The organism is Pseudoalteromonas aquimarina (assembly GCF_049257255.1).
Taxonomy (GTDB): Bacteria; Pseudomonadota; Gammaproteobacteria; order Enterobacterales; family Alteromonadaceae; genus Pseudoalteromonas.
This window is the reverse complement of record NZ_JBMMUG010000006.1, coordinates 259,601-285,698: the sequence shown is the minus strand read 5'-3', so window position 1 is coordinate 285,698 and position 26,098 is coordinate 259,601. Positions and strand designations below refer to the sequence as shown.

Sequence of the window (26,098 nt, the reverse complement as noted above, 5' to 3'; positions counted from 1 at the left end):
ATGAAGCAGTGGTTTAAATCTGGCTCACCTTGGATTTGGATGACAGGTGGTGCAGTAAGTATCAGTTTGATTTCAGTAATTGGTTTGCTGGCAATGATTGCAGGTCGTGGTTTAGGTTTCTTTTGGCCTGCAGAAGTAACGCAGTTTGAAATGCACCGTGGCGATGTGAAAGAAACCGTTATCGGTGAAATTTATGACCGTGAAATGGTGCCTGTTGAGCGTTTAAAAGCGGCAAATGTTGATTTGCACGGTTTTACTGGTGATGAAGTTGAACGTTTACTGATTAAAACAGGTAACCGTGAATATGTAGACTTAGATTTCCGTTGGATTTTAGCAACGGATATTGTAGAGCAATCAACACCAAGTCAATTAGCAGTATTTGAGCGCAGCAAAAATGGTAACTTTTATGGTTACATTGAAAGCGTAATCAAAGACGGCAAAGTAGTTGAGGAATCACAAAAGTTAACTGTACTAGACGAGCTTGTTGAGCGTGCCGTTGAACTTAATGAATCAGCGCTAGACTTACAAAATGGGCCAATTGGTCATATTAACTACGACTTAGAACGCTTACGTTTAAAAGAAAAAGCGCTTGATTTAAAAGGTGAGCTAACTCACGAAAAAGTAGCTGAATTTGAAGCCGAGCGTAAAGCGTACCGCGAACAATATTTAGTGCTTGAAAAAGAGCTATTTAAGTTCCGTGATGCAGCAAAGCGTGACCAAGTGATTGTTAAAGATATGCGTGGTGAGTTGGTGACTATCCCACTTTACCAAGTACTTGATGTAACGTTACCTAACGATATGGGGTTACTTGCCAAAGTGGGCCATTACTTCAAACAGATTGGTAAGTTTGTAAGTGATGATCCACGTGAAGCGAACACCGAAGGTGGTGTATTCCCAGCGATTTTCGGTACCGTATTTATGGTTATGTTAATGGCGGTAATCGTAACGCCGTTTGGTGTAATCGCCGCGATTTACTTACACGAATATGCAGCGAAAAACTCTATTACTAAAATGATCCGTATCGCGGTAATTAACCTTGCGGGTGTTCCATCGATTGTTTACGGTGTATTTGGTTTAGGTTTCTTTGTTTATATGCTTGGTGGCAGCATTGACCAATTGTTTTACCCTGAAGCATTACCAGGCCCAACATTTGGTACGCCTGGTGTAATTTGGTCAGCATTAACACTAGCGATTTTGACTCTACCGGTCGTTATTGTATCAACAGAAGAAGGTTTATCGCGTATTCCAAGTTCAGTGCGTCAAGGCTCGCTGGCACTCGGTGCAACTAAAGCGGAAACTATTTGGCGTATTATTGTACCAATGGCAAGCCCTGCGATTATGACAGGTTTAATTCTTGCGGTTGCACGAGCAGCGGGTGAAGTTGCACCGCTAATGTTAGTGGGTGTAGTTAAAATGGCGCCAACGCTACCAGTTGATATGAACTTCCCGTTTGTACACTTAGATAGAAAGTTTATGCACTTAGGTTTCCACATTTATGATGTTGGTTTCCAAAGCCCTAATGTTGAAGCGGCGCGTCCGCTAGTATATGCCACAGCATTCTTACTTGTGGCAGTTATTGTGGCACTGAATATCACAGCAATTGGTATTCGTAACCACTTACGTGAAAAATTCAGGTCGTTAGAACACTAATTGTTCTGCGGTGATAAAAGTTTAATAGGTTTAGTAAAAATGATTACTGTTGCTCCAGAAATTAATCAATCTGCAACTAGCTTACAGCTTGATTTAGAAAACTTATCGGCAGAACAAACTGCTCTTGAAATTAAAGACTTGGACCTTTACTACGGTGATAAGCAAGCGCTGAGCAATATCAGCATGAAGATTCCAAAGGGTCAGGTAACCGCGTTTATCGGTCCATCTGGTTGTGGTAAATCAACCTTATTACGTTGTATTAACCGCATGAATGACTTAGTCGATACGTGTCGTATTGATGGTCAAATCTTGCTACATAACCAAAATATCTATGACAAAAGCGTTGATGTTGCAGCGCTTCGTCGTAACGTTGGTATGGTATTCCAGCGTCCAAACCCATTTCCTAAATCAATTTATGAAAATGTGGTTTATGGTTTGCGCCTGCAAGGTATTAAAGATAAGCGTAAATTAGATGAAGTTGTTGAAGCTTCACTTCGTGGCGCAGCACTTTGGGACGAAGTAAAAGACCGTTTACACGACAGCGCATTTGGTTTGTCGGGTGGTCAGCAGCAGCGTCTAGTTATTGCACGTGCAATCGCGATTGAGCCTGAAGTACTGTTACTCGATGAGCCAACGTCAGCACTTGACCCGATTTCGACCTTGGTTATTGAAGAGTTAATCAACGACTTAAAAAATAAATACACGGTTGTAATTGTAACGCACAACATGCAACAAGCGGCGCGTGTGTCTGATCAAACAGCGTTTATGTATATGGGTGAACTGATTGAATACTCAGATACAAACACTTTGTTTACCACACCGAAGAAAAAGAAAACTGAAGACTACATTACTGGTCGTTACGGGTAAGGATTAAAGTTATGGATCATAATATTTCAAAGCATATTTCAGGTAACTTTAACCAAGAGCTTGAAAACGTTCGCAATCATGTTTTAGCAATGGGTGGCTTAGTTGAGCAACAACTTAACTCAGCACTAGATGCAGTAAACGACAACAATGCTGAACTTGCAAAAAAAGTAGAGATTGGCGATTACAAAGTAAATGCAATGGAAGTGAGCATTGATGAAGAGTGCACACGTATTATTGCAAAACGCCAACCAGCAGCAAGCGATTTACGTTTAGTTGTTGCGATTGCTAAAACCATTGCGGATTTAGAGCGCATTGGTGATGAAGCTCGCCGCATCGCAAAAGTAGCACTTGAGTCAACAGCAAAAGATCAACAGGGTTTACTGGGTAATATCGACAACATGGGTCGCCATGTATCGCAAATGTTACACGATGTGCTTGATGCATTTGCACGTATGGATGCTGAAGCTGCATTTCGTGTACATAAAGAAGATGCCAAAGTTGACCGCGAGTATGAAGCGTTAACGCGTCAGATTATGACTTACATGATGGAAGACCCACGCTCAATTCCAAAGGTAATGGATTTAGTGTGGTCAGTTCGTTCACTTGAACGCATTGGCGATCGTTGCCAAAATATTGCTGAGTACGTGATTTACTTTGTAAAAGGTAAAGATATTCGTCATATCGCACAAGATGATATTGAGCGCGATATTATCGGCAAGTAATTAAAAGAAATTTATATAAAGGGGTAAATGCTTAAAATGCGTTTACCCCTTTTTGTTTTTGCAAGATTCAGCAAAATTTTAGTTTGTTCACTAGCGTAAATTTAATTGTTTGATAATCTAAGTTAAGGAATATCATCTTAATGAAATAGTTATGTGGTAAAGCCTTTCCACCTGTAACTGATTACGGTAAAATTTGCGCGCTTTTAAAATTTAAGGGTCAATTATGGCTAGTAATGCATTTTTAGGGGTTTTTGCGAAATCTCCTATCAAACCAATTGAAGAGCATATAAAAATTGTTCATCAAGCCAGTGCTTTGTTAACGTCTTTCTTTGAACATGCGTTTAATAAAGAGTGGCAACAAGCATCTGAGATCCGCATTAATATTCGCGACTTAGAACGCAAAGCGGATGTGCTTAAACGTGATATTCGTTTGCAACTACCTCGTGGATTATTCCTGCCAGTTGAGCGTACAGATCTTCTAGAACTGATCACTCAACAAGATAAAATTGCTAACAAAGCTAAGGACATAGCAGGCCGTGTACTCGGTCGTGAAATGGAAATCCCTGAGCAAATTCAAGCTGATTTTATTACTTACCTTAATCGTTGTATCGACGCGACAAAACAAGCTTCTAAAGCAATCAATGAACTTGATGAGTTGTTAGAAACGGGTTTCCGTGGCCGTGAAGTAACGTTAGTTGAAAATATGCTAGAAGAACTCGACGCAATTGAGCGTGACACTGATGAAATGCAAATTACTTTGCGTCGTCAGTTGCGTGAAATCGAAAATGAATTAAACCCGATCGATGTGATGTTCTTATATAAGATCCTTGAGTGGGTGGGTGATTTAGCAGATATCGCTGAGCGTGTTGGTTCACGTTTAGAACTGATGCTAGCACGTTAATTAAACTAATTTAAAAAAGTTAAGTTAAAGGTTACTTGATGGATATTATTGCAAATTACGGCTCCACTTTGGTGATTATTGCTGCCGTAGTGGGATTTATCATGGCTTATGGTATTGGTGCGAACGACGTTGCCAATGCGATGGGTACATCGGTTGGCTCTAAAGCGCTAACTATTAAGCAAGCGATTATTATCGCTATGATTTTTGAGTTTGCGGGTGCTTATCTTGCAGGTGGTGAAGTAACATCAACCATTCGTAAAGGCATCATCGACTCATCAGCCTTCGTCGCTATTCCTGAATCACTTGTAATTGGTATGATTTCAGCACTACTTGCTGCAGGTGTATGGTTATTAGTTGCTTCATACCTTGGTTGGCCGGTATCTACTACACACTCAATTATTGGTGCAATCGTTGGTTTTGCGCTAGTTGCAGTGGGTACTGAAGCGATTCAGTGGGGCAAAGTAGCTGGTATCGTAGGTAGTTGGATTATTACCCCAGCGATTTCAGGCTTTATTGCTTATCTAATCTTCATGAGTGCGCAAAAACTGATTTTTGATACTGACTCACCACTTAACAATGCAAAACGCTTTGTGCCTATGTACATGGGTCTTGCAGCATTTGTTATGGCGCTAGTTACTATCAAAAAGGGCTTAAAGCACGTTGGTTTAGAACTTGGTGCTGTTGAAGGTTACAGCATTGCTATTGCTGCTGCTGTTGCAGTTGCTATCTTAGGTAAAGTGCTTATTGCACGTCTTAAAATGGACCCAGCTGCTGACAAAGAAATGCAATTCAACAACGTTGAAAAAGTATTCGCAATCTTAATGATTGTAACTGCATGTTGTATGGCATTTGCGCACGGTTCAAATGACGTTGCTAACGCGATTGGTCCACTAGCTGCGGTAGTAAGTATTGTTCAGCATGATGGTGAAATTGTTAAGAAATCAGAGCTAGTGTGGTGGATTTTACCACTTGGTGGTTTAGGTATTGTTATTGGTTTAGCAATCCTTGGTAAGAAAGTAATTAAAACTATTGGTGAAGGTATTACACACTTAACACCTAGCCGTGGTTTTGCTGCTGAACTTGCTGCTGCATCAACCGTTGTTATTGCATCGGGTACAGGTTTACCTATTTCAACTACACAAACGTTAGTAGGTGCTGTACTGGGCGTTGGTATGGCGCGCGGTATTGCGGCGCTTAACTTAGGTGTTGTAAGAAATATCGTTGTTTCTTGGGTTATTACCTTGCCAGTAGGCGCAGTATTAGCTATTGTTATCTACTATGTATTGGCGGCTATTTTTGGCCTTCAAGTGTAACGACTTTTAGCTTGAAAAGACCCCATATGCGAACACGCAATGGGGTCTTTTTTTGTCTTAAATTTATGCAATTTAAATTATACCAATTCACTTAAGTAGCTGATCATCCTAGCGGACTAAATATCATGCTAACTGCGTTAGAATTTATCAATGTAGAATAACTACATAAGAAAAATTCCGCCTGGTTATCATTTCATTTATCCAGCGCTATCCCTGATCACATATTTAACAGAATTGGTATTAGTTTATTAAATTACAAAGACATATTTGATTTTCATGTGTTAATTTGTTTTTATCGTTATTAATTAGAATTTAATCGGTTATAACGATGAAAAACCTTCCAAGTATTAAACAACTTCAGTACTTACTCGCTGTTCACCAACATCAACATTTTGGCCGTGCTGCTGAAGCGTGTTTTATCGGTCAATCTACTCTCAGCAGTGCAATTCAAAACCTCGAAGAAACACTAGGCTGTCAGCTAATTGAGCGTGAAAATCGTAGTATTATGTTCACCGCGATTGGTGAAGAGGTGGTTGAGCGTGCGCGTAAGATTATCGACGATACAATCAGTGTAAAAGAGCTTACTAAAAGCTTTTTAAACCCGCTGCAAGGGCAGCTTACAATTGGCATTATCCCTACTGTTGCAAGTTTTATTGCCGCTGATCTTTATCATTTATGTGCCACAGAATTCCCTGAGCTTGAATTAGTTTTAATTGAAGATACCAGTGATAACTTACTCGATAAATTGGAAAAAGGACAAGTTGATGTTGCGCTCTTAGCGCTACCTTACAACACCAAAAAATTCCATACGCATATTTTGGCACAAGACCCATTTAATATGGTGATGCACAAAGACTATGAAGCGGCAAAAGGTATTGCTGATTTTAATTTATTACCTCCTTCTTCCGTGTTTTTGCTAGAGCGGGAACACTGTCTTACAGATCATGCACTGAGTGCCTGTCACTTAAGTAAAAGTGAGTGTATCAATCCTTTTGAAGCGGCAAGCTTGCACACTTTACTTAGCATGGTTGAAAAACAACTTGGTGTGACCTTTTTACCGCAAATGGCAATCAACGCCGGTATTCTTGCCCATAAACCTATGGTATTTAATGCCGCGCAAGACACAGCGTACCGTGATATTGGTATTCTGTGGCGTAAAACCTCAGGCCGCATTCGCGATTTCCGTTTGTTATGCGACAAACTGAAGCCTTTCTTTGCTGAAAAATGCGCTCGCTAAAAAAAATTAAAAAATTTAAAACTTTTTTTGAACAATGCTCGACTACATAAACAGAGAAACAATTAGCTGGGGAATATGTGTTCTTTCAAAGCGAAAAAGGGTTAATAAAAAAAGCGCAGCAAGGTGATAAACGGGCATGGCTTACGTTAGTTAAGCAATATGAAAAGCCGATTTATCATAGCTGTTTGCGCATGGTGAGTAACCCAGATGATGCACTCGAAATCATGCAAGAAAGCTTTATGAGCATTTATCGCTCGTTGGATAAATATCGTTTTGAGTCGAGCTTTAAAACCTGGGCAATTGCGATTACAAATCGGCGCTGTGTTGAGTTTTATCGCGCACGAAAAGTGCTTGATGAGGAACAGCAAGAAATGCTGATTGCAGAGAGCAAAACACCTGAACCAGCTGACTTTATGGTGTTTATGGCAGAGCAAAACAAACAAGTGTTAAAGCTATTAAATGACTTACCTTGGGTGCAAAAAGAAGTGGTTGAATTAAAGTTTTTCCAACATTTTACATTTGATCAAATAGCAGAGCAGCTTGGTGTATCAACCAATACAGTAAAATCCCGTTTATATTCGGCATTGTCGAAACTGCGTCAAGATTTGGAGGTGCTAAATGGCTAATTTAGATATTATTTTCCAAAAATGGCTAGAAAGTGGAGAGCTTTCAGCAGAAGAGAAAAGCTTGTTAGAACAAGATTCAGTTTATGCTGAATTGCTCGCAAATAGTCAGCAATGGCAAACACTAGCAAATGAATATCAAGAAACACCTGTACCACATTGGCAAAGGGAAGCAACTTGGTTTGAAAAGCCAAAGCCTACACCTATCAGCAGCCGACTTGCAGCTTGGTTTGCACCGGCAGCGCTGGCGTGCTCAGTGGTTATGTGTTCTTTAGTCTTTTTACGCGCTGAAATTAATTACAGTGATTCTGGCTTTGCGATAAGTTTTGATAAATCAGCAGAAGCACCGGCAGTGACTTTTGAGCAGCTGCAAACATTGCTTGTTGAGCAACAAAAAAACAATGCAGAAGCGACTTATGCACTCGTTAAAGAAGCGATTGACCAAGGGCGATTAGAGCGAAAAGAAGATATTGGCGCGTTGGTTGCCGATTTAAACCAAATACGAAAACAGGATCAGGCGTTAATTCGTCTGCAACTTAATGAACTGGCACAACAGGTTGAACAACAGCCTCAGTCATCAATTGCCAAAAACCAAATATGGGAGAACTAATCATGAAAACGAATGCACGTTTTTTGATTCCATTAACGTTATTAACTTCACAAGCGGTTTTGGCTGCAGCTGAAAGTGATGTTGTAAGTAAAAGCCAAAAAGAAATCAGTATTATGAGTAATATTCTCAAAGCATCGCTCGATGCTGAACAGGGAATTCGTGTAAGACAAATTAAAGGCGCTTACTTAGCAGAGCAAGGTTATGTATTTAACATCAGTGCTAAAGGTATCTCTGGTAGTTTTGGTGGGTGGAAACAATTCTTTGTACAGCCTGATTTTGATGTTGAATTTGATGAAGCGGAGATGATGATTAAAGCGGAAGAAATGCGCATCGAAGCCGCTAACCAATCGTATCAAGTTGCCATGGAAACATTGCGAGAGTCATCAGATAAAATGCGAGAATTTGCAGAACAAGAGCGCGAAATTGAATTTCAGATACGAGAAGTTGAGCGTGAACGTCGTGATTTAAACCTTGAACGCAGACATGCGCAAAAAGAGAAAGATGAAAAGTCGGTAGAAAAAGAAATCGCTAAACTAGAAGCTAAAATCGCTAAGCTTGAAAAAGAAAAAGCACAAGTGCGTGATAAGCGTGATGATGCAAAAGACAAAATAAAATCAACCACTAAGGAAAAACAGCAAAAATTAGCTGAAGTACGTAAGCAGAATATTCGGGTTGTGAGTAATACGCTTGCACAAACCTTATGTGATTACGGTGCTGGCCTAAAAGGACTTAACAAAAACCAGTATGTAAACTTTATTATTGATAATGCGACAGGCAATAAAGAAGACTTGGTATTTGTATTTAATAAAGCGCAAATAAACAAGTGTGTTGTGGGTGATATGGATGCGAAAAAGTTACTAGCTAGCGCCCAAAGCTACACATTTTAAAGTGATATTTAAACTATCAATTCACCGTTAAAAAAACAAAAAAGCCGCTTAACTAGCGGCTTTTGAATTTAATAAACTTTCAGTTTTAACGTTTGGTAAAAAGAGTAAATAAACAAGTACAACTAAATTGAAATAAGGTATCGCCCCTAATCCAGCAAATACTGCTTTTGGGTAGCCTTTCTCTGAAGCCTTTAAGTAACAAAAGTAGCAAATCAGGACATTTGCTATAAGCAGTAAAAAAATAAATAGTGCCATAGTCCCTCCCGTTTTTAACTTCAATCCATTCACTCATTTGAATGGTTTATTGTATGTCCGTATGGGATCAGTTTAGCCTATTCTTTGTTCGCTTTCCTATGGTTTTGTTAAAATACTTTGTAAAAATTGTTAAGCGATTGAGTTCGTTGAAATGTTTTTTTGTTTGCGGATTTCAGCTGCAGCAACGGGTTTGCCAATATAATAACCTTGCGCGTAATCTACGCCAATTTCTCTAAGTAATTCAAAGGTTTCTTCGTCTTCTACATACTCGGCAACGCAAGTTTTTCCAAGTGAATGACTGATGTCTTTTATCGCATTTACCAAAGCTTTATCAATGCTGTCTTGGGTCATATCTTTAACAAATGAGCCATCTATTTTCACTTGATTTGCAGGCAGTTGCTTTAGGTAACTGAAGGTACTAAAACCAGTGCCAAAATCATCTATCGAAAATTGGCAGCCAATCTTTTGTAATTGGGTAATCATGGCTGTAGTTGCAACAAGATTGCTAATACTTGCCGACTCGGTAATTTCAAATGTCAGTCTGTCTGGGCTGACATTGTGTAGTTTTATACTTTCTGCAATGGTATTTAACAAGTTGGCATTATTAAATGCCTGTGCCGATAAGTTGATTGCGACTTTATTTAATTCAGGATATTCGCCCAGCAGTGCAATTGTTTTTTCAATGACATTTTGGTCAAGTAAATCAATGTCGGTTACCAGTTCAAGAGATGGAATAAATTGATTTGGATAAATAATTTCATCATTTACAATTAAACGCACAAGGGCTTCGTAATAACTGACTTTTTGCTCTTTATAGCACCAAATAGGTTGAAAGTGCATCGTTAAGCTTTGGGCTTTTAACGCTTCTTTAATGCTATGTGCCCATGTAATACCTGACAGTAATTGTTTGGTATTGGCATCTGATTCTGAATAACAATGTACAATATTTCGGCCGCGACTCTTTGCTACGTAAAGAGCAATATCTGCTTGTTTTAAGCATTCACTGGCATCGCAGTTTTTTTGATTAATTTGCGTCAGGCCAATAGAGCAGCTAATTGAATAGTTTTGTTCACCAAAACGGAAACTTTGATGCTCAATTGTTTGGCATAAGCTCTCGCCAATCATATGGGCATCAAGTAAGTCGGTGTTTTCTAAAATAATGGCAAACTCATCGCCACCTAAGCGGCATACTAAAGCATCACCAGACACACATTGCTCAAACAGCTCAGCAACTTTTTGTAGTACTTTGTCACCTTGTTGGTGCCCTTGAGAATCATTAATGATTTTGAAGTGATCTAAATCGATATAAAGTAAAGCATGCTCTTGTTTATCATCAATTTTTTTGCAAAAGTAATTGAGTTGTTGATCAAAAAAGTAGCGATTGTGTAAATTGGTTAACGTATCGTGATGCGCTAAGTGCTGTAAGCTAAATTCAGCTTGTTTTCGCTCATCAATGTTATCGATACTTAAGGTAATGTTACTTTTAACATGCGCTTCTTTAATCGATTGAAGCTTACATTCAATCCAAATTTGATGGCCAAGTTTATGGTTGATCTGTAATTCAACTTTATCTTTGCTGCCAGGTGTCATTTTTATCGATGAAATTAATTCGCTTAATTTTGCTGCATCTTTAGCCGGGAAAAAGCATGTTAGCGGCATTCCTAAGCTCGATTGCAAGCCATTGCCCGTTAACGCTTCCCAAGCGGGGTTTAAAAAGCAAATATTTTGAGCCTGATCGATTTCAATTACCGCGGTATTCAAGTGCATTAAAATACGTTGGTGGGCAGAGAATAAATCTTTGTAACCTTGCTGGCTTTTACTCAGTTGCTCTACTTTGTCTGCGAATTCATCATAGCTCACCATAAAGTCTTCGCGTCGTGCGGCTTGTTCACAAACTTTGTTAATGATGTTGTGATTGAATGGTAATCGAATAAAGTCCGTCACCCCTAATAGTAGTAGTTGCTCAGCAAAATCAGCATCTTGGCTATCAATTATGGTCACTACTGCTTGATTGGGGCGGTGAATTCTAAGTTGTTGCAAAAAGTTATTTACGCGGTCAAAACTACCATGAGTCGCATCAATTAAAACGATGGCATATTTATATTGCTGAATTAGAGTTTGTGCAGTGGCGCAGTTATCTACGTTGGTAATGGCAAAGCCTAATTCTAAATCGTGCTTAATTTGTGCAGCGCGCTCTTCATTTGACTCAACCAGTAACAGTGGTAAGCGACTGCTCTTATCCATGTGCTCTGATAAGATATTGGCAAGTAAATGCGGCAATGATTTTAATTTATCATGCTGTAAAATGGCATCAATACCGTATGCGCGTGCAGTTGTTTCGGCAATGCGTTCACAGTAGGTTGGTGGAATTAATACAATAGGGGTGTTTTTAGCAGTCGCTAATAGGCCTGAGCGCACCATGCGAGAAAAGCGCCATCCATCAATTTCGCCTATAGCCAAATCGGTGATGATTAGGTTTACCGATTGCTTTTTTAATAAATCGAGGGCCTCTAAGCTATTGCTTTTAAGCTCAATATCAAATACATCGACATTTTTTAACGCATCAACAAGGTGGGTTGATAGCTTAATATCTGGTGTAACTACCAGTAATTTAAGCTTATTCGACATTGAAACTGTACCTCTAAATCAGCCAACCACTCCTTGGTAACTTAGATTTTCAAATGCCAAAAGATACCTATTTTAGGTAGTTAACTCAAGTAAAATTGGCATTTTCAGCATGGTCAAAAATCTATCTCTATTCAATACAGTAGGTTATATTTTGCACGGGCTGTTTTCCTTGATTTAAATCATCACTAACACTAGAATCGGCGCCACTTTAACCAAGTATGCCCTGAGTACTGACAACCAAGTGAGAATACTAAATGCGTGTTGCTGATTTTAACTTTGAATTACCCGATGAACTAATTGCCCGCTATCCAATGGAAGAGCGTACAGCGAGTCGCTTGTTAAAGCTCGAAGGTAATAGCGGTGAGATTACGCATCATACGTTTGCTGATATGCTTGAATTTGTGAACCCTAATGATCTGATTATCTTTAATAATACAAAGGTTATTCCAGCGCGTATGTTTGGTCAAAAAACTTCAGGCGGTAAGGTTGAAGTGCTCGTTGAACGTGTCGTCGACAAACACACTGTGCTTGCTCATGTGCGTGCAAATAAGTCACCTAAAGTAGGTAATGAACTTATTTTAGAAGGTAGCGCAACTGCTGTAATGCAAGGCCGTCAGGGTGAATTGTTTGAGCTCAAGTTTGAAGGTGAAGAGGGCGTTCTTGATATTTTAGAGCGCATCGGTCATATGCCATTACCGCCTTATATTGACCGCCCTGATAATGATAAAGACCGCAATCGCTATCAAACTGTTTATGGTGAAAAACCAGGTGCAGTTGCTGCACCAACAGCAGGCCTTCATTTTGACGATGCGTTATTAGCAAAGTTAAAAGACAAAGGTGTTGATTTAGGGTTTGTAACGCTGCATGTGGGTGCTGGTACATTCCAGCCTGTTCGTGTTGATAAAATAGAAGATCACCATATGCACTCAGAATACATTGAAGTGCCAGAGCAAGTCGTTGCGCAAATTAAAGCGTGTCGTGAACGTGGCGGCCGCGTTGTTGCCGTTGGTACAACGTCAATGCGCTCACTTGAGTCAGCAGCAATGAAATCAGAAGGTGAACTTGCACCATTCTACGGCGATACCGATATCTTCATTTATCCGGGTTACGAGTTTCAGGTGGTTGATGCAATGATCACAAACTTCCACTTACCAGAATCAACGCTGATTATGTTGGTAAGTGCCTTTGCAGGACAAGAGAATATTATGAACGCCTATAACACCGCAATTGCAGAAAAATACCGCTTTTTCTCATACGGTGATGCGATGTTCTTAACCAAAAAAGACCTTTAACACTTGGTTCAAAAAATACTGGCGATGTAACTCAGTTACATCGCTTTACACGTAAATCTCACTTTCCACTTTTATTTCTGTTATCTCATCCCTATATCCATAGTATTGTGCTGTCAAAGCAGGTAAAATCGACCGATTATTTTACGCTCAATTGATGAAGTTGAGTAAAAGTTGGACTGTTTTTCCGGCATTTGAGGTTTTTATGAAATTTGAATTAGACAATACAGATGGCAAGGCGCGTCGCGGCCGTTTGATTTTTGAACGCGGTGTTGTTGAAACACCTGCATTTATGCCTGTGGGTACTTACGGTACTGTTAAAGGCATGACACCTGAAGAGCTAAAAGGCACAGGTGCTGAAATCTGCTTGGGTAATACCTTTCACTTAATGCTTCGTCCAGGTACTGAAATCATTAAACAACATGGTGATTTACATGATTTTATGGGCTGGGATAAACCAATTCTTACCGATTCAGGCGGTTTCCAAGTATTCAGTTTAGGCGAAATGCGCAAAATTTCTGAAGAAGGCGTAATGTTCCGTTCGCCAGTAAACGGTGAAAAAATCATGCTTTCACCTGAAAAAGCAATGCAAGTACAGCGTGATTTAGGTTCAGATATCGTGATGATTTTTGACGAATGTACGCCGTACCCAGCAACTGAAAAAGAAGCGCGTGATTCAATGGAATTATCGTTGCGCTGGGCAAAGCGTTCAAAAGAAGGTCACGGTGATAACCCATCTGCGCTGTTTGGTATTATTCAAGGTGGTATGTATCCAGAGCTGCGTGAAATTTCACAAAAAGGCTTAGAAGAAATCGGTTTTGATGGTTATGCCTTAGGCGGCCTATCGGTTGGTGAGCCAAAAGAAGAAATGATTAAGATTCTTGATCATTGCGCTTACAAAATGCCTGAAGACAAACCGCGTTACCTAATGGGTGTTGGTAAACCTGAAGACTTAGTTGAAGCTGTGCGTCGCGGTATTGATATGTTTGACTGTGTTATGCCAACGCGTAACGCACGTAACGGTCACTTATTTATTACCGGTGGCGTAATTAAAATCCGTAATGCGGTTCACAAAACAGATACCGGCCCACTTGATCCTGAGTGTGATTGCCATACCTGTCAAAACTTCTCTCGTGCTTATTTACATCACCTTGATAAGTGTAATGAAATTTTAGGTGCACGTTTAAACACCATTCATAACTTACGTTATTACCAACGCGTAATGGAAGGCCTGCGTAATGCGATTGCAGAAAACAAGCTGGATGAGTTTGTTGCTGATTTTTATGCACGACGTGGCTTACCAGTACCAGAATTAAAACAAATTGAAGACTAATAAAATTTAAGAGGAATCAACCATGAGTTTATTTATCTCAAGTGCGCATGCAAGTGCGGGTGCTCCACCTGCTGGTGGCGGCATGGAAATGCTAATTATGCTAGGTATTTTCGGTTTAGTATTTTACTTCCTAATTTACCGTCCACAAGCAAAGCGTGTTAAAGAGCACAAGAACCTAATGTCAGCATTGGCGAAAGGTGATGAAGTACTTACTGCGGGTGGTTTAGTGGGTAAAATCGTGAAAGTATCTGACGACAAAGATTTTGTTGTAGTTGCACTTAATGACCAAGCTAACGTAACTGTGCAAAAAGGTTCAATTTCAGCTGTGCTGCCTAAAGGCACAATGAAAGCACTTTAATCAAAGGAACAAGTTGTGATTAATAAGTACCCATTATGGAAGTACTTGATGGTGGTTGCAGTGGTATTGCTCGGTATGCTTTACGCTGCACCAAATATGTACGGTAGTGATCCTGCCGTACAGATTTCAGGTGCGCGAGGCGCTGTAATTGAAACAGCTGATCTCGACAAAGTAAAAGACGTTTTAACGAAAGATGAATTTGATGCTAAATCAATCAAACTAGAAAATGAGCAAATTCTAATTCGTTTTAATGATGTAGAAACTCAGTTAAAAGCGAAAGACGTACTAAGCGAAAGCCTAGGCGCTAACTATATCGCTGCTATAAACTCTGCCCCTTCAACGCCGGCATGGCTTGAAAACTTGGGCGGTGCGCCGATGAAGTTAGGCTTAGATTTACGTGGTGGTGTTGAGTTTACGATGGAAGTTGATATGCAAACAGCAATCAACAACCAACTTAAGCAAATGCAACAAGATTTCCGTTCTGATTTACGTGAGCAGAAAATCCGCTACCGCAGTATTCGCGAAGTCGCAAACTCTGACCGTGTTCAACTTGTTTTCCGTAATAACGAAGACAAAGATGCGGCTGAAAGCTTCCTACAAAAGAATAACCCTAGCCTTGAGTTTCGCGATGACCGCGGCAATGACCTTGCATTCAACGTAAGACTAACAGAAGCTAAGTTGAAAGAAATTCGCGATTATGCGATTTCACAAAACTTAATCATTATTCGTAAGCGTATTAACCAAATTGGTGTAGCTGAGCCAAATGTTCAGCGCCAAGGTAAAGAGCGTATCTTAGTGCAATTACCGGGTATTCAAGACCCTGCGCGTGCGAAAGAAATCTTAGGTTCAGCAGCAACACTTGAGCTACGCATGGTAGACCAAGATAACGACGTTCGCGATGCGTTAGCGGGTCGTATGCCGCCGGGTTCAGAAGTAATCAATGACCAATATGGTCGTCCAGTATTACTGAAAAAACGCGTAATGCTTGAAGGTTCGCATATTACCGGCGCACAAGCGGGTTATGACCAATATCAACGTCCGCAAGTTAGTTTGCAACTTGATAGTAAAGGTGGCTCAAAAATGGCTTCATTTACTAAAGATGAAGTTGGTAACTTAATGGCGATTGTGTTCATCGAGTACCGTCCATCGGGCAAGGTTGATGAAAATGGTAAAGCATTACCACCAATCAAACATGAAGAAGTGATTAACCAAGCGACTATCAACGAGCGTTTAGGTCGTCGTTTCCAAATCACAGGTATTGATACACCAGCAAAAGCGCAGCATTTATCTGAAATGTTACGTGCAGGTGCGCTTGTAGCACCAATTCAGATTGTTGCTGAAAGTACCATTGGTCCAAGCATGGGTGCTGAAAACGTTGAAAAAGGTATTACTGCAGTAGTACTCGGTTTTGTTTTCGTACTGGTATTTATGCTGCTTTACTACAAAGGTTTTGGCTTGATTGCAAACATTGCACTGGGATTAAACCTAGTGTTAATTGTTGGTGCTATGTCAGTACTTGCGGGTGCAACACTCACCTTACCAGGTATTGCCGGTATCGTACTTACCGTTGGTATGGCGGTTGATGCTAACGTACTTATTTTTGAACGTATTCGTGAAGAATTGGCTGACGGACGCAGTCCTCAGCAAGCAATTCACCACGGTTACGACAGTGCATTTAGCACCATTTTCGATGCTAATATCACAACCTTAATCGCAGCTGTGATTTTGTACGCGATTGGTACAGGTCCTATTCAAGGATTCGCAATCACTCTTGCTATCGGTATTGTAACGTCAATGTTCACCGCTATTGTTGGTACGCGTGCAATTGTTAACGCGTTACTTGGTGGTAAGCGCATTGAGAAGTTATCTATCTAGGAGAGTGTGATGCAGTTATTAAAGTTAAACGAAACACTTAAGTTTATGTCATTGCGTAAAATCGCAATGACAATTTCAACACTGTTGATCCTTGCTTCTTTTGTGTCGTTTTTTACCAAAGGTATGAACTTTGGTTTAGATTTCACCGGTGGTACTACGGTAGAAGTTGGTTTTGAGCAAGCAGCTGACCTTAAAGTTGTGCGCTCAGCGCTTCATGAAAATGGCTTCCCTGATGCGCAGGTGCAGCTGTTTGGTTCGAGTAAGGACGTAAAAATTCGTCTTGAACCACGTGAAGGTGAAAAGGCTGATATGATCAGTAACCAAGTACTCGACATTCTTGTTCAGGCGGGCCAAAAGGTTGAGATCCGCTCAATTGAGTTTGTTGGTCCAAGTGTTGGTGAAGATTTAAAAGAGCAGGGCGGCTTAGCAATGTTAACAGCGCTAATCTGTATTTTGCTTTACGTTGCGATGCGCTTTGAATGGCGTTTTGCGGTTGGTGCGGTAGCAGCGCTTGCTCATGACGTTATCTTAACCGTGGGCTTATTCTCTGTATTAGGTTTACCTTTTGACTTGACCGTACTTGCGGCAGTACTTGCGGTAATAGGTTATTCACTCAACGATACGATTGTTGTATCTGACCGTATTCGTGAGAACTTCCGTAAAATCCGTGTCGATGACACCATTGAAATTGTAGATATTTCACTTACACAAACACTTAACCGTACATTAGTAACATCAATTACCACGATTTTGGTACTTGTTGCGTTATTTGTATGGGGCGGCGAAACCATTCATGGTTTTGCAACAGCGCTATTGTTTGGTGTATTTATCGGTACTTACTCTTCTGTTTACGTAGCAAGTTCTGTTGCGGTAATGATGGGTATCAGCAAAGAAGATCTGATCCCTGAAGAAGTTGAGAAAGAAGGTGCTGAATTTGACAATATGCCTTAATTTGGCTGTGTTGTAATAATTTTGCAAAAGGCCAGTGTTAGTACTGGCCTTTTTTTGTGTCTTTAGTATGATACATGAAAATGATAAACATTCTCAAAGGCATTAAAATGACAAAGTTATCTGTTTTGGTTTCTTTAGTGGCAGCATCTCTTTTATCAGCGTGTGGTGAAAATCAAACAACCGCTGAAGTAGTGGCAGAAGCCCCTGTTATTAATCAAGAGCTCGCCGTATATAAAGCAGGTGCAAAAGAGCTCGTTAGTATGATTAAAACAGCAAAACCAGATGCTGATATTGCGCAAAAATCAGCTGAGCTTGTGGCGAGTTCTAAAGAGATTATTTCACAATTTATTGTTAAGCATCCAAAGTGTAATGAGTACCTAACTGCACTTAATAATGCAGCGGATATTATTCCTACCTTACCGCTTGAAGAAATTGAAGCCGGCTACCACGAAGATGGCAAATTACCAAAATTTGATGATCCTAACTGCTACCATGCTAAAGATTTACTCGTTCACCCTGCAACGGTACAAGCGATGGCAACAATGGGTATCAATAACACTGAAATGCGCGAAAGTGCAGAGCTTGAAATTATTGAAGTTATTGCACACTTCTCGCAAGTAGAAAAAGCATTAAACTAACCTAAATTTCAAAAGGTTGTAATTTTAAAATGAAATAATTGCAACCTTTTCTGATACTTAATCACTGACATATTTTTGTCACTATCACTTGCTATATTCGCCATCCGTAAAGAGGTGAATTATGCAAAACTTGAAACAATCGAACAGCTTAAAAACAATCTTGTCAGAACGTTTGATTACTACGCTGTTTCAACCCATTCTTGATATTGAGCAAGAAACGGTTTTAGGCTACGAAGCTTTATCACGAGGACCTGAAAATTCAAGTTTGTATAGTCCATTAGAACTCTTTGCGCAGGCAGAGAAAGATGCTTGCCTATCCGAATTAGAATTACTTTGCCGTGAAAAAGCGATAGAAAACTTTGTAAAACAAGGTCTACCAGGCAAGTTATTTATTAATGTGAGCCCAACGACCTTATTGCAAGCGACTCACCCCAAGGGTGAAACGCTTCATTTATTAGCAAAATACGGTTTGCCAACCTCTCGTGTCGTTATCGAAATCACCGAGCGAGAGCCACTTTGTGAAAGTGATTTATTATTTGAAGCAATAAAGCATTACCGCGATTTAGGATTGCATATTGCTATTGATGACTTTGGCTCAGGTTACAGTGGCTTAAAACAGTGGTCTGAATTAAAACCTGATATCGTTAAGATTGACCGTTACTTTATTGATCATTGCGATAAAAGTGTGGTGAAAAAAGAGTTTTTACGTTCGATATTGGAACTTGCAAAAATCACTAACACCCGAGTTATCGCAGAAGGTATCGAGCGTACGCAAGAACTTGAACTATTAAAAAGCTTAGGCGTTGAATTAGCGCAGGGCTTTTTACTGGAGCGCCCCGCATTATCACCATGTCAAAGCTTTGCTGAATGCATTGCTGCACAAAAACTCGTTGATATGCCACGTAACACACAAAACTATTCACGCTTTATTGGTAATTTACTGCTTAGTCAGCAATCGATTTTGGCTACAACCAATTGTGGTATGGCGAAAAAGTATTTTGAGCAAGATAAGTCACTGCAAAGTTTAGTGGTATTAAATCAAGAGAGTCGCCCTGTTGGTATTTTGCATCGAGATCAGCTGTCGGAATTATTCTCCTCAACCTATGGTGCGGCACTTCATGCAAAACACTCAGTGACTGAGATTATGGATAATCAGCCACTGGTTGTTGATAGATTGACAGCGCTGGACTCTGTAAGTCAAAAAATTACTGACTCAGACTTTGATATTCGTCGCTATATTATTGTTACACAAGAAGGTGCGTATTTAGGCGTGGTGCCCATTCGCGATATTTTAAAGCACATCACCGATGAAAAAATTAAAAATGCGCAACATGCAAATCCGTTAACTATGTTGCCGGGTAATGTGGCCATCAATGAAAATATCGAACGCAGATTAAATGCAAAGCATGATTTTGAATTGGCCTATATCGATTTAAATCACTTTAAACAGTTTAATGACCTTTATGGTTATGCCAGTGGCGATATGGTGATTAAGTTACTCGCAGATATTTGCCGTCAGGTATGTAATCGTAAAGACTGCTTTATAGGGCACATTGGCGGTGATGATTTTATGCTGGTATGCCCAAGTGGTATTGGTGAGGCGTTATGCCAGCAAATTATTACTGAATTTGAAACTGCGGTAAAAGCCTATTTTACCCCAGAGCATGTCTCAGCAGGCGGTTACTGGGCGACAAATCGTGAAGGTGAGAAAAAATTTGTACCTTTACTTACGTTATCAATCGGCCTAGTTAATCCAGACATTGAACATTGTGAGAATAGCCATCAAGTAGCAGCACTTGCCACCGATGCAAAAAAAGAAGCGAAGCGTTTTGTGGCTAGCCATTTGTTTATTTGCAAACGCCGACGACCGACAATGGCGATAGTCAGGTTACCTGTCGCAAAATAGTGAATTAGCGGTGATTGAAAAACAATCGCTTTACCTCATCAATAACTTGCTTTAACTTAAGATTACTCGAGCTATATTTGGGGCAAGTAATATGAGAATAAATGTACCATATTGTTTTATAGCACTTATTTCATTATCTATATGCTCAGCAGCGGCAACCGAAGTTGTTAAAGTAGCTAAAGAGCAGCGCAAGCTATATCCCAGAGATCATTATATTGTTAGCTTGTTAGAGATGGCACTGGCAAATCACGCTTATCAATTTGAGCATGTTCCTGTGCACCCTCATCAGCAACGTACCTTGCTAAAACTGAGTAAAGGTGACGTGGATATTCATTGGGGCATGACAAGCCCTGATCGTGAAACCATAGCCACAGCCATTCCCATTCCTATTTTCAAAGGCTTAATAGGTAAACGCATTGCACTGATAAATCAGCAAAGGCAACCCGAATTCAGTGCCATCACCGACGATAAGTTTAAATTGTTAACAGCAGTGCAGGGGCACGATTGGCCTGATACAAAAATTTTGGCGCAAAATGGCTACCGTGTGAAACCATTTGCCCATTACCCAGCTATGTTCACGATGGTATCGCGTGGGCAAGTTGATTACTTCCCCCGTTCCGTAATTGAAATTCAAGATGAATTGGCGGAGTTTAATAAACTTGGTTTGTCTATTGAGCAGCAGCATCTACTCAGTTATCCCGCAGCGTTTTACTTTTTTGTAAATAAAAACAAAAGTGAACTGGCTACAGCACTGGAAAGTGGTTTGTTAGCAATGGTGAACGATGGTCGATTTGATAAGTTATTTGATGACTACTTTGCAGATACGCTCGCAAAATTAAAACTGGATGAGCGCGTAGAGCAGCAACTTGAGAATGATTATTTTCCGGATGCAGCAATATTAGACAATAAAGCGCTTTGGTATAAAAAATAAGGAAGCAATTTGCTTCCTTATTTATAAAACCTAGTAAAAGCTAGCAATTATTTAAGTAATGCATCGCTTAAGTGTGGGCGAAGCTCTTTTACAATTGCTTGTGCAAGTTTTGGTGCGCCACATACAATATTACCTGACTTATCTTGGTTGTTACCGCCAGCAAAGTCAGTTACTAAACCACCTGCTTCTTTAACAAGTAGTTGACCTGCAGCTGTATCCCAAGGTTTTAAGCCAATTTCAAAGAAACCGTCAACACGACCAGCAGCAACATATGCTAAATCAAGTGCTGCAGAACCAGCACGACGCATATCTGCAGTGTGAATAAATAACGCACTGAATGCGTTCATATATTCTTCCATATGATGCTTATGCTTAAATGGGAAGCCAGTTGCTAATACAGTGCCCGAAAGGTCAGTTGCTTTGTTAACGCGAATACGCTTGCTGTTTAGCTGTGCGCCTTGACCGCGAGTTGCAGTAAATAATTCGCCACGAATTGGATCGTATACAACAGCTTGTTCTGTACGGCCTTTAACTTTTAATGCAATAGAAACCGCGAAGTGAGGAATGCCCTTGATGAAGTTTGTAGTACCATCAAGAGGATCGATAACCCAAAGGTAATCAGCGTCGCTGCCAAGTTGTTGACCTAGCTCTTCGCCTATAATGCTATGGTTAGGGTAAGACTTTAAAATAGTGTCGCGAATCATTGCTTCCGCGTCTTTGTCTACGTTAGTTACAAAGTCGTTGCTACCTTTTTGAAGTACTTCAACTTTATCACTCTCTTCATATTTCTGAAGAATAACTTTACCTGCATTTCGCGCAGCGCGAACCGCAATGTTTAACATTGGATGCATAGCTTTACCTTTAGGTTTTAAAAGAACTCATTAACTACTGAGATTTGATTAATTGGCACCACCCCTCAGTTCAGCCGCGCTATTTTAGCGACTTTTTTACTGATGTAAACCAAAATAATAAATTTAATCTCTGGTTAACAATTAATCAAACTTGCCAACGAAAAAATCGTTATTCGCGGTGTAATAGTCGAAATTTAAAGATGAGTAGGCTAAAATCCGCGCCAGATTAAATTTAAGAGTTTAAGACCAACTAATGACGCTAGATAAAATTCGTATCGTACTCGTTAATACTTCACATACAGGTAATATTGGTTCTGTTGCACGTGCAATGAAAACAATGGGATTTAGCAAGCTTTACTTAGTAGATCCAGTAAACCCGGTCGACAGTCATGCAAGTGCTCTCGCTGCAGGTGCAACTGATGTATTGGGTAATGCTGTTGTGGTAGATACATTGCAAGAAGCAATTGCTGATTGTAATACGGTTATTGGCACTAGCGCACGTTCACGAACATTATCTTGGCCAATGGTTGACCCAGTTGAGTGTGGTGAAAAGCTACTAGCAGGCACAGAGCAAGAAGGTGATGTGGCATTAGTATTTGGTCGTGAAAATAGCGGTTTAACCAATGAAGAATTACAACTTTGTAATTACCATGTGTGTATTGCTGCTAATCCTGAATATTCATCGCTAAATTTAGCAATGGCAGTGCAAACGCTATGTTACGAAACACGTATGCGCTTTTTAGCTAAAGGTGAACAGCCTGTTGAGCAAGATGATACGGTATACCCAAGCTCAGAACAGATGGAACTTTTCTACCAACATTTAGAAAAAACCTTGTCTGACACAGGCTTTATTATTAAGCAGCACCCAGGTCAGGTAATGACAAAGTTACGCCGTTTATTTAATCGCGCTCGCCCAGAAGAACAAGAGCTAAACATTCTACGCGGCATTTTAACCTCTATTGATAAATCAGTCGTAAAAAAAGAGTGCGAATAGTATAAAGAGAATACTTGACTAATTTACTCAGGTAATTAAAATAATACCTGAGTAAATTACTAGGTTATTGGTTGCGAAGACGAGAAACAACGCGACTAAAGAATAACCTAAGTGCGAACAATAAATACTTGACTATCTTAGTCAGGTAATTAAAATTCGCACTCTTATTGATTATGGGGGCTTAGCATGAAATTAACGTCGAAAGGTCGATATGCAGTTACTGCATTATTAGACGTGGCGCTTCATACTAAAATTGGCCCAGTTCCCCTTGCTGAAATTTCAGAAAGACAAGACATCTCACTTTCATACCTTGAGCAGTTATTTTCGCGTTTGCGCAAGCAAGATTTAGTACGCTCTGTTCGTGGTCCTGGTGGTGGTTATTTACTAGGTAAAGAAGCATCTGAAATATCAGTAGGTGATATTATATCTGCAGTCAATGAATCGGTAGATGCCACTCGTTGTGGTGGTGAAGGCGATTGCCAAAATGGTGTTCGCTGTTTAACGCACTCGTTATGGAGTGAGCTAAGTCAGCGCATCGAAGAGTTTTTAAACAGTATTACGTTAGCTGAGCTCGTTGCCAAAAAAGATGTGCAACGCGTTGCTGATCGTCAAGATCAAACGGTTGAAAAAGCCATCGAAAAGTCACTCAGCCAACTCGAAAATATCAACATTAGTTGCCAAATGTAGCAATTCGGAGCAAGTAAATATGAAGTTACCAATTTATTTAGATTATGCCGCCACAACACCTGTCGACCCGCGTGTAGCTGAGGCTATGATGCAGTGTCTAACAATGGATGGCAATTTTGGTAACCCAGCTTCTCGTTCACACCGTTTTGGTTGGCAAGCAGAAGAAGCGGTTGACCAAGCACGTCATGATATCGCTGAATTAATCAACGCTGATCCACGTGAAATCGTATTTACTTCAGGTGCAACCGAATCAAATAACTTGGCAATTAAAGGTGCTGCAAACTTCTACTCAAAGAAAGGCAAGCACGTAATCACAGTTAAAACTGAGCATAAAGCAGTATTAGATACGTGTCGTGAACTTGAGCGTCAAGGTTTTGAAGTAACCTATATGGATGTTGAAGAAAACGGTTTACTTGATCTTAAAAAGCTAGAAGCAGCAATGCGTGATGACACCGTATTAGTAAGTGTAATGCACGTAAACAACGAATTAGGTGTAGTACAAGATATCGCAACAATTGGCGAAATGTGTCGCGAACGTAAAATCATGTTCCATGTTGATGGTGCACAGAGCGCTGGTAAAGTAAAAATCGACATGCAAGCACTTAAAGTAGACTTTATGTCTTTCTCTGGTCACAAAGTGTATGGCCCGAAAGGTATTGGTGCACTTTACGTACGTCGTAAGCCACGTGCGCGTTTAGAAGCGCAAATGCACGGTGGTGGTCATGAGCGTGGTATGCGTTCAGGTACACTTGCTACTCACCAAATCGTGGGTATGGGTCAGGCGTTCAAAATTGCAAAAGAAGATTTTGACAAAGACCACGCACACATTGCAGCACTACGTAAGCGTTTAATCGACGGCATTATGTCTGATATTGAAGAAGTATACTTCAATGGTACACCTGACCAATCAGTGCCTGGCATTGTAAATATCTCTTTCAACTATGTTGAAGGTGAATCACTGCTTATGGCGCTTAAAGATATCGCAGTATCTTCGGGTTCTGCATGTACATCGGCAAGTTTAGAACCATCTTATGTGTTACGTGCTCTTGGCCGTAACGACGAATTAGCACATAGCTCAATTCGTTTTAGTATTGGTCGTTTTACGACAGAAGAAGAGATTGACTACACTGTTCAGCTAATCAAAGACTCAATTGGCCGTTTACGCGAAATGTCTCCACTTTGGGAAATGTTTAAAGACGGTGTTGATTTAGAGTCAGTTGAGTGGACACACCACTAATTAAATGAATTGGGTATTGAGGTAACAAGCAATGGCATATAGTGACAAAGTAATTGACCATGTAGAGAATCCACGTAACGTAGGTTCTTTCGATAAGAACGACCCAAGCGTAGCAACGGGCATGGTTGGCGCACCAGCGTGTGGTGACGTAATGAAGTTGCAAATTAAAGTATCTGACGATGGCATCATCGAAGATGCGAAGTTCAAAACTTACGGGTGTGGTAGTGCAATTGCATCGTCTTCACTGGTAACTGAATGGGTTAAAGGTAAAAGCTTAGATGAAGCGGCTGAAATCAAAAATACTGATATCACTGCTGAATTAGAATTACCACCAGTTAAAATTCACTGTTCAATTTTAGCGGAAGATGCAATCCAAGCAGCGATTGCTGATTACAAAAAAAAGCACGGTGAATAATCTATGGCAATTACTTTAACAGATGCAGCAGCAGATCGCGTACGTTCATTTTTAACCAACCGTGGTAAAGGCATTGGCCTACGTGTTGGAGTTAAAACCACAGGCTGTTCAGGCCTTGCATATGTTTTAGAATTTGTTGATGAACTAGCAGATGGCGATGAAACTTTTGAGTACAATGGTGTAACCATTATTGTTGATGGTAAAAGCCTAGTCTACATCGATGGTACTGAGCTGGACTTTGTTAAAGAAGGCCTAAACGAAGGGTTTAAGTTCAACAACCCTAATCAAAATGGTGAGTGTGGTTGCGGCGAAAGCTTCACCGTATAACACACCCTGTTTAATACCATTTTTTAAGCCCTGCAATTGCGGGGCTTGTGTGCAATTAAGAGCGAGGATTTTTTCGTTACTATGAAATACTTTGAGTTATTTGCAATCCCTGTTCAATTTGATGTTGACCTCAATATCGTTAATGCACGCTACCTCGAACTGCAAAAAATTCTTCACCCTGATCGTCATGCCAGCTTAAGCTCACAGCATCAATTACTTGCTGTGCAAAAAACCGCTGAGTTAAATGATGCGTTGCAAGTACTAAAGCAACCGCTTAAGCGCGCTGAATATATGCTTGCTGAAAAGCACATTGATATTCGTGCTGAGCAGCAAACGTTGCAAGACCCTGAATTTTTAATGCAACAAATGGAATTGCGTGAAGAGCTTAGCGAAATAGCTGACGCAGCAGATCCTGAAGCGGCAATTGAGCAATTTGAAGGCCATGTAAAAGCACTTCATCAAGACTATTATGCAGAGCTCAAAAAGTACATCGACAGTAACGAGCAGAGCGAGCTTTTAATCGCCGCAGATATTGTACGCAAACTTAAGTTTATTTATAAATTACGAGAAGAATTAGAGCGCATCGAAGATTCGCTTTTCGATGACTAATTAG

26 protein-coding genes are annotated in these 26,098 nt (G+C 40.2%); 23 read left to right on the top strand and 3 right to left on the bottom strand.

What is annotated here, in order from left to right:
• The 9 genes from pstA (at nt 1) to AAEU29_RS16420 (ending at nt 8,810) form a co-directional block, all read left to right on the top strand.
• A complete protein-coding gene (gene pstA / locus AAEU29_RS16460; protein WP_421974321.1) occupies nt 1-1,650 on the top strand; it encodes a phosphate ABC transporter permease PstA in 1,650 nt (549 codons plus the stop codon).
• A gap of 39 nt (nt 1,651-1,689) precedes the next feature.
• Nucleotides 1,690-2,517 (top strand): phosphate ABC transporter ATP-binding protein PstB, encoded by an 828-nt coding sequence (gene pstB / locus AAEU29_RS16455; RefSeq protein ID WP_372767532.1) that lies wholly within the window; start codon nt 1,690-1,692, stop codon nt 2,515-2,517.
• An 11-nt stretch (nt 2,518-2,528) separates the two neighbouring features.
• Entirely contained in the window at nt 2,529-3,239 is a 711-nt protein-coding gene (gene phoU, locus AAEU29_RS16450; protein WP_274763558.1) for a phosphate signaling complex protein PhoU, read from the top strand.
• 223 nt (nt 3,240-3,462) lie between these two features.
• The gene (locus tag AAEU29_RS16445) at nt 3,463-4,140 is read left to right on the top strand and encodes a TIGR00153 family protein (protein WP_274763557.1); all 678 of its coding nucleotides are present in this window, start codon (nt 3,463-3,465) and stop codon (nt 4,138-4,140) included.
• Nucleotides 4,141-4,178: 38 nt separating this feature from the next.
• Complete coding sequence (locus tag AAEU29_RS16440; RefSeq protein WP_421974320.1) at nt 4,179-5,453, top strand: inorganic phosphate transporter; 1,275 nt, start codon at nt 4,179-4,181, stop codon at nt 5,451-5,453.
• 328 nt (nt 5,454-5,781) lie between these two features.
• Entirely contained in the window at nt 5,782-6,690 is a 909-nt protein-coding gene (locus AAEU29_RS16435; protein WP_421974319.1) for a hydrogen peroxide-inducible genes activator, read from the top strand.
• 77 nt (nt 6,691-6,767) lie between these two features.
• Nucleotides 6,768-7,316 (top strand): RNA polymerase sigma factor, encoded by a 549-nt coding sequence (locus AAEU29_RS16430; RefSeq protein ID WP_421974318.1) that lies wholly within the window; start codon nt 6,768-6,770, stop codon nt 7,314-7,316.
• Nucleotides 7,309-7,923, top strand: coding sequence for a hypothetical protein (locus AAEU29_RS16425; RefSeq protein ID WP_421974317.1), 615 nt, complete (start codon nt 7,309-7,311; stop codon nt 7,921-7,923). The genes AAEU29_RS16430 and AAEU29_RS16425 overlap by 8 nt, the downstream gene beginning before the upstream one ends.
• 2 nt (nt 7,924-7,925) lie before the next feature.
• Nucleotides 7,926-8,810, top strand: a complete 885-nt coding sequence (locus tag AAEU29_RS16420; RefSeq protein ID WP_421974316.1) for a hypothetical protein — start codon at nt 7,926-7,928, stop codon at nt 8,808-8,810.
• Nucleotides 8,811-8,858: 48 nt separating this feature from the next.
• Here AAEU29_RS16420 and AAEU29_RS16415 read toward each other — a convergent pair whose 3' ends face one another.
• Entirely contained in the window at nt 8,859-9,065 is a 207-nt protein-coding gene (locus tag AAEU29_RS16415) for a hypothetical protein (protein ID WP_421974315.1), read from the bottom strand.
• Nucleotides 9,066-9,194: 129 nt separating this feature from the next.
• Nucleotides 9,195-11,693, bottom strand: coding sequence for an EAL domain-containing protein (locus tag AAEU29_RS16410; protein WP_421974314.1), 2,499 nt, complete (start codon nt 11,691-11,693; stop codon nt 9,195-9,197).
• A 254-nt stretch (nt 11,694-11,947) separates the two neighbouring features.
• On the opposite strand from AAEU29_RS16410, the gene queA reads away from it, so the two are divergent.
• The 8 genes from queA to AAEU29_RS16370 all read left to right on the top strand — a co-directional run bounded on the left by queA (nt 11,948) and on the right by AAEU29_RS16370 (nt 20,974).
• Nucleotides 11,948-12,985 (top strand): tRNA preQ1(34) S-adenosylmethionine ribosyltransferase-isomerase QueA, encoded by a 1,038-nt coding sequence (queA, locus tag AAEU29_RS16405; RefSeq protein ID WP_421974313.1) that lies wholly within the window; start codon nt 11,948-11,950, stop codon nt 12,983-12,985.
• Between the two features lie 202 nt (nt 12,986-13,187).
• Nucleotides 13,188-14,315: a tRNA guanosine(34) transglycosylase Tgt gene (gene tgt / locus AAEU29_RS16400; RefSeq protein WP_274762876.1), complete on the top strand. Its 1,128-nt coding sequence runs from the start codon at nt 13,188-13,190 to the stop codon at nt 14,313-14,315.
• 22 nt (nt 14,316-14,337) lie between these two features.
• Nucleotides 14,338-14,673 (top strand): preprotein translocase subunit YajC, encoded by a 336-nt coding sequence (yajC, locus tag AAEU29_RS16395; RefSeq protein ID WP_038637224.1) that lies wholly within the window; start codon nt 14,338-14,340, stop codon nt 14,671-14,673.
• 15 nt (nt 14,674-14,688) lie between these two features.
• The gene (secD, locus tag AAEU29_RS16390; RefSeq protein ID WP_421974312.1) at nt 14,689-16,548 is read left to right on the top strand and encodes a protein translocase subunit SecD; all 1,860 of its coding nucleotides are present in this window, start codon (nt 14,689-14,691) and stop codon (nt 16,546-16,548) included.
• Between the two features lie 9 nt (nt 16,549-16,557).
• Complete coding sequence (gene secF, locus AAEU29_RS16385) at nt 16,558-17,499, top strand: protein translocase subunit SecF (RefSeq protein ID WP_421974311.1); 942 nt, start codon at nt 16,558-16,560, stop codon at nt 17,497-17,499.
• A 107-nt stretch (nt 17,500-17,606) separates the two neighbouring features.
• Nucleotides 17,607-18,137: a hypothetical protein gene (locus AAEU29_RS16380; protein WP_421974310.1), complete on the top strand. Its 531-nt coding sequence runs from the start codon at nt 17,607-17,609 to the stop codon at nt 18,135-18,137.
• 121 nt (nt 18,138-18,258) lie between these two features.
• Nucleotides 18,259-20,043: a GGDEF domain-containing protein gene (locus tag AAEU29_RS16375; protein WP_421974309.1), complete on the top strand. Its 1,785-nt coding sequence runs from the start codon at nt 18,259-18,261 to the stop codon at nt 20,041-20,043.
• Nucleotides 20,044-20,134: 91 nt separating this feature from the next.
• Nucleotides 20,135-20,974: a substrate-binding periplasmic protein gene (locus tag AAEU29_RS16370; RefSeq protein WP_421974308.1), complete on the top strand. Its 840-nt coding sequence runs from the start codon at nt 20,135-20,137 to the stop codon at nt 20,972-20,974.
• 47 nt (nt 20,975-21,021) lie between these two features.
• On the opposite strand, the gene suhB is transcribed toward AAEU29_RS16370, so the two are convergent.
• Entirely contained in the window at nt 21,022-21,825 is an 804-nt protein-coding gene (gene suhB / locus AAEU29_RS16365; RefSeq protein WP_421974307.1) for an inositol-1-monophosphatase, read from the bottom strand.
• Between the two features lie 253 nt (nt 21,826-22,078).
• Here suhB and trmJ point away from each other — a divergent pair, with 253 nt between their 5' ends.
• From trmJ to hscB, 6 genes are all read left to right on the top strand, one after another.
• A complete protein-coding gene (gene trmJ / locus AAEU29_RS16360) occupies nt 22,079-22,819 on the top strand; it encodes a tRNA (cytosine(32)/uridine(32)-2'-O)-methyltransferase TrmJ (protein ID WP_421974306.1) in 741 nt (246 codons plus the stop codon).
• A 186-nt stretch (nt 22,820-23,005) separates the two neighbouring features.
• Entirely contained in the window at nt 23,006-23,506 is a 501-nt protein-coding gene (gene iscR / locus AAEU29_RS16355; RefSeq protein ID WP_421974305.1) for a Fe-S cluster assembly transcriptional regulator IscR, read from the top strand.
• Nucleotides 23,507-23,525: 19 nt separating this feature from the next.
• Nucleotides 23,526-24,743 (top strand): IscS subfamily cysteine desulfurase, encoded by a 1,218-nt coding sequence (locus tag AAEU29_RS16350; RefSeq protein ID WP_421974304.1) that lies wholly within the window; start codon nt 23,526-23,528, stop codon nt 24,741-24,743.
• A 31-nt stretch (nt 24,744-24,774) separates the two neighbouring features.
• Nucleotides 24,775-25,158, top strand: coding sequence for a Fe-S cluster assembly scaffold IscU (gene iscU, locus AAEU29_RS16345; protein ID WP_372770057.1), 384 nt, complete (start codon nt 24,775-24,777; stop codon nt 25,156-25,158).
• Nucleotides 25,159-25,161: 3 nt separating this feature from the next.
• Nucleotides 25,162-25,485, top strand: coding sequence for an iron-sulfur cluster assembly protein IscA (gene iscA, locus AAEU29_RS16340; protein WP_421974303.1), 324 nt, complete (start codon nt 25,162-25,164; stop codon nt 25,483-25,485).
• Nucleotides 25,486-25,566: 81 nt separating this feature from the next.
• Nucleotides 25,567-26,094: a co-chaperone HscB gene (hscB, locus tag AAEU29_RS16335; protein WP_421974302.1), complete on the top strand. Its 528-nt coding sequence runs from the start codon at nt 25,567-25,569 to the stop codon at nt 26,092-26,094.
• Nucleotides 26,095-26,098 lie beyond the last annotated feature (4 nt).

Excerpts from the sequence above, each read along its gene's own strand:
- AAEU29_RS16420 (WP_421974316.1), top strand. The coding sequence starts at position 7,926 with ATGAAAACGAATGCACGTTTTTTGATTCCATTAACGTTATTAACTTCA.
- AAEU29_RS16415 (WP_421974315.1), bottom strand. The coding sequence starts at position 9,065 with ATGGCACTATTTATTTTTTTACTGCTTATAGCAAATGTCCTGATTTGC.
- yajC (WP_038637224.1), top strand. The coding sequence starts at position 14,338 with ATGAGTTTATTTATCTCAAGTGCGCATGCAAGTGCGGGTGCTCCACCT.
- iscA (WP_421974303.1), top strand. The coding sequence starts at position 25,162 with ATGGCAATTACTTTAACAGATGCAGCAGCAGATCGCGTACGTTCATTT.
- AAEU29_RS16380 (WP_421974310.1), top strand. The coding sequence starts at position 17,607 with ATGACAAAGTTATCTGTTTTGGTTTCTTTAGTGGCAGCATCTCTTTTA.
- trmJ (WP_421974306.1), top strand. The coding sequence starts at position 22,079 with ATGACGCTAGATAAAATTCGTATCGTACTCGTTAATACTTCACATACA.
- iscU (WP_372770057.1), top strand. The coding sequence starts at position 24,775 with ATGGCATATAGTGACAAAGTAATTGACCATGTAGAGAATCCACGTAAC.
- AAEU29_RS16370 (WP_421974308.1), top strand. The coding sequence starts at position 20,135 with ATGAGAATAAATGTACCATATTGTTTTATAGCACTTATTTCATTATCT.
- iscR (WP_421974305.1), top strand. The coding sequence starts at position 23,006 with ATGAAATTAACGTCGAAAGGTCGATATGCAGTTACTGCATTATTAGAC.
- secF (WP_421974311.1), top strand. The coding sequence starts at position 16,558 with ATGCAGTTATTAAAGTTAAACGAAACACTTAAGTTTATGTCATTGCGT.
- tgt (WP_274762876.1), top strand. The coding sequence starts at position 13,188 with ATGAAATTTGAATTAGACAATACAGATGGCAAGGCGCGTCGCGGCCGT.
- AAEU29_RS16375 (WP_421974309.1), top strand. The coding sequence starts at position 18,259 with ATGCAAAACTTGAAACAATCGAACAGCTTAAAAACAATCTTGTCAGAA.
- AAEU29_RS16410 (WP_421974314.1), bottom strand. The coding sequence starts at position 11,693 with ATGTCGAATAAGCTTAAATTACTGGTAGTTACACCAGATATTAAGCTA.
- AAEU29_RS16440 (WP_421974320.1), top strand. The coding sequence starts at position 4,179 with ATGGATATTATTGCAAATTACGGCTCCACTTTGGTGATTATTGCTGCC.
- AAEU29_RS16445 (WP_274763557.1), top strand. The coding sequence starts at position 3,463 with ATGGCTAGTAATGCATTTTTAGGGGTTTTTGCGAAATCTCCTATCAAA.
- pstB (WP_372767532.1), top strand. The coding sequence starts at position 1,690 with ATGATTACTGTTGCTCCAGAAATTAATCAATCTGCAACTAGCTTACAG.
- AAEU29_RS16435 (WP_421974319.1), top strand. The coding sequence starts at position 5,782 with ATGAAAAACCTTCCAAGTATTAAACAACTTCAGTACTTACTCGCTGTT.
- pstA (WP_421974321.1), top strand. The coding sequence starts at position 1 with ATGAAGCAGTGGTTTAAATCTGGCTCACCTTGGATTTGGATGACAGGT.
- AAEU29_RS16350 (WP_421974304.1), top strand. The coding sequence starts at position 23,526 with ATGAAGTTACCAATTTATTTAGATTATGCCGCCACAACACCTGTCGAC.
- AAEU29_RS16425 (WP_421974317.1), top strand. The coding sequence starts at position 7,309 with ATGGCTAATTTAGATATTATTTTCCAAAAATGGCTAGAAAGTGGAGAG.
- suhB (WP_421974307.1), bottom strand. The coding sequence starts at position 21,825 with ATGCATCCAATGTTAAACATTGCGGTTCGCGCTGCGCGAAATGCAGGT.
- phoU (WP_274763558.1), top strand. The coding sequence starts at position 2,529 with ATGGATCATAATATTTCAAAGCATATTTCAGGTAACTTTAACCAAGAG.
- hscB (WP_421974302.1), top strand. The coding sequence starts at position 25,567 with ATGAAATACTTTGAGTTATTTGCAATCCCTGTTCAATTTGATGTTGAC.
- queA (WP_421974313.1), top strand. The coding sequence starts at position 11,948 with ATGCGTGTTGCTGATTTTAACTTTGAATTACCCGATGAACTAATTGCC.